The organism is Nitrosomonas supralitoralis (genome assembly GCF_003011925.2).
Taxonomy (GTDB): Bacteria; Pseudomonadota; Gammaproteobacteria; order Burkholderiales; family Nitrosomonadaceae; genus Nitrosomonas; species Nitrosomonas supralitoralis.
Window position 1 is genome coordinate 1 of the sequence record NZ_PXXU01000118.1, and the last position, 3180, is coordinate 3180.

The 3180-nt window shown below is 44.1% G+C and carries 2 protein-coding genes; both read right to left on the reverse strand.

Going from position 1 to position 3180, the window contains the following annotated elements; all coding sequences use genetic code 11:
* Positions 1-130 precede the first annotated feature (130 nt).
* The gene (locus tag C7H79_RS16715) at positions 131-1753 is read right to left on the reverse strand and encodes a hybrid sensor histidine kinase/response regulator (RefSeq protein WP_106708365.1); all 1623 of its coding nucleotides are present in this window, start codon (positions 1751-1753) and stop codon (positions 131-133) included.
* 57 nt (positions 1754-1810) lie between these two features.
* Positions 1811-2977 carry an FIST signal transduction protein gene (locus C7H79_RS16720; protein ID WP_106708366.1) on the reverse strand — a complete coding sequence of 389 codons (1167 nt, stop codon included), beginning with the start codon at positions 2975-2977 and terminating at the stop codon, positions 1811-1813.
* Positions 2978-3180: the final 203 nt, after the last annotated feature.

Consider the following 3180-nt stretch of genomic DNA (forward strand, 5'->3'; position numbering starts at 1 on the left):
TTAATAATGCCTATCGTTGTAATCTTCATGTCGGACGCTCCTCTCAATTTGGTGGGCTTTATTGCACCACTACTTTGGCACGTTGATGCCGTTTAGGGTAGTGGGCGTCCATTCCATTATTTTTAAACCGCTATTTACATGCGCTATTACCGCTTGAATTAAATTCCGAGATAATATTTTTAAGACTCATCATATCTACCGGTTTTACAAGATGGTAATCAAATCCTGCAGCTTTGGATCGCTCAAGATGCTCTTTTTGTCCCCAGCCAGTTTGAGCAATAAAAACCGTTTTTTGCAGGCAAGGTTCTTTCCTCATAATTTCACAGATCTCATAGCCATTCATTCCTGGGAGACCAATATCAAGTAAAATGATATCGGGATGAAAATGTTTTCCTAGTTCAATGGCCGATTTACTCTCATGTGCGATTTCTGCGGTATGCCCTAACATTTCCACCATCCACATCATCGTCTTTGCAGACGCTACATTGTCGTCCACGATGAGTATCCTGAGGCCTTGCGGCTGCTCAGCGTTTTGTTCGTCAATGAGAGGCTGGGAAGCGTCGATTAAGTCGATTTTGACCACAGGCATACACACGGTAAATTCACTGCCCATTCCTAATCCTTGGCTTTGTGCTTTAATACTGCCACCATGCATTTCAATCAGCTTTTTTACCAAGGTAAGTCCTATTCCTAACCCCCCCCGTGACCTTTCCATAAAGCTGTCTATTTGTTCGAACATATCGAAAATATGCTTCAATTTTTCGGCTGGGATGCCAACCCCATTATCGCGTATGCTTACATAGACATTGCCATCAACTGGCATGGCAGATATTTCAATTATGCCATGACATTCTGTATATTTTGCTGAGTTATTAAGAAGGTTAGAGAATATTTGAGCTATGCGCGTGACATCCGCGTCGAGCCAGATTGCCTCAGCCGGAAGATTTACCTTAAGGGTATGCTGATTTTCTTTAATCAGAGGCTCAGCTATTTCAATGGCATTTTTAATGACTTCAGAAAGTAATACCTGTTCTTTACGTAATTCGATCTTCCCTTGCGTGATCCTAGACACATCCATCAGGTCATCCACAAGGCGTACCATTTGCTGAACCTGGCGCTCCATAATGTCACGGACATTTTCAAGAATTTCCAATTTGTTGCCGCTTATTTTTAGAAGTTGTATCGCATTGCTTATAGGAGCCAGCGGATTACGTAATTCATGTGCCAGTGTGGCTAGAAATTCATCCTTGCGTCTGTCAGCTTCTTTTAAGGCGTCCTCGGCTTTTTTGGCTTCAGTCAGCGCGTTGCCTAGGTCACGCCGAGCACGGTCTAATGATTCCGCCAGTATTTTGGCATCCGACGCTAATTCCTGTGCAATATTTGCTTTCGCTTTGGCATTCGTTACCATTTGCTCACCTTTGAAACCGGCGGCAAGCAGGGGCAAAAGCATTCTGACTTCTTCTACCTCATCTTTATCGGGAGCTCCGCCAATCAATGCAAGAATATTATCTTGTGGTTCCCAAACGCCCATTACTACCACAGACTCTGGAAAATCGACATATGAAAGTGCTGCCATGGATTGCCCGGTTATTTTACATTCATCTAGGAATTTCTTCCATTCACGACTATCCGGCAGCGTTTGAGGAAAACCCGGCGCTGGTAAATAAGCTTGTATATCGTCATCAAAGATAAAGATGGTAAGATCCATAGCCCCAAGAAAACGCGCCAGTTCCAGCGCCGTATTTCTGCGCATGGAAATGTCTGAGAGCTTAATAATTAGTGAGAGCTTTTCTGGCTGCAAAATAGCTCCCTAATCCGGTATGATGCCGATAACTGCCGTACAGTTATGAAATCCTCCGAACTGCCCTTCTGCACGCGCTATTTGGCCATAGGTGTTGCATCCGACAAACTGCGCGGGAAGCAAGGTATCCTGGAGCGCGGTCAATTCCAGACCAAAATCCTGTCCCGTGCGTAACCGGGTGGCGACGCAATCAAAGAAAAAGGCTGCTTTCGGTTTGTGATTGTTCAACTGTGCGAGAGCGGATTTTGTGGCCATTTCTGCCGCCTTCGTTGCTGATCGTTCGGTAGCTTTCATTATGCATATAGAACTGCCCACAAGAATGTCCGCCGCGCAATTGATCGATCCATCCTCATTTATGGTTAGTGGAACGCGTAGTCGGTAATTATCACGGGTAAGAATACCTAGGACGTTTGATAAAAAGAAAGGCAGCGGGTCCTCTTTTTTAAATATTTGGCCCGTTGATTTCGCATGTTCGAGGAATGCTTCGATGGCAGGGGCAGCATTAAGGCTTATCAATTTTGCACCTTGGCTCTCCGTTACTCGCATCTGCGGTCCGGCAGGTTCCCAGCCATGATGAACGCCGATACCTATTGGTTTATTGGATAGTATTTCCAATGCGACAGCAGCATCGGGGAACGCCTCTGTACCATAAAAAACATGAGTTCTCTGAAATTTAGCGTCGTCACCAGCACCGCCTCCAAATAATTGATAAGTTCCCGCCGTTTGTACGGTTATCTGCTCTATAAGGTTATCGGCATAACCGGCAAGCGCATCCGTTAGAATCATAGCGGAACGATACGCATAATCTCTATTATGGGGTCCTTTAAACGCTCCCGCCAACTCGTGAGCAACTGCACCCCTGTCAGCACGTAAACCTTTACCTAATGTCGCATTGAATAACATATCATTGGAAGATAAGGCCATTGCGCACACTGTGCTTATCTGCGGTGTGGAGCTAGTAAATTCTCCTGCAGAAGAACATCCAACTAGAAACTCTGGATTACAGGTTACCTCTACAGACTTGAGCAAGGTATTGTAATCATATTTCGGCGAGGCGAATAATATAACTACGTCTGGATTTTTTTGGTTAAGTTTTGACTTAAGTTCTTGACCGATAAATATTCCTGCCTCCTTGCTATCAGGCAAATTCGTTTGTGAAACAGCTACATCTGTCATAGACTCTTCCAGTTAATCAATACCAAAATGCACGAAAGTGTATATAAAATCACTACTGTCCCGTTAACATCTAATTGAGGCGGCCTGATTTGCCCTGAATTGGTATAATAAGTTTTCTCATAACTTTTTGAACCAGCATAGGAAATCAGGCCATGTCACATTATAATACGATCTTTTCACAAATACTAAAATTTGTACCGAGA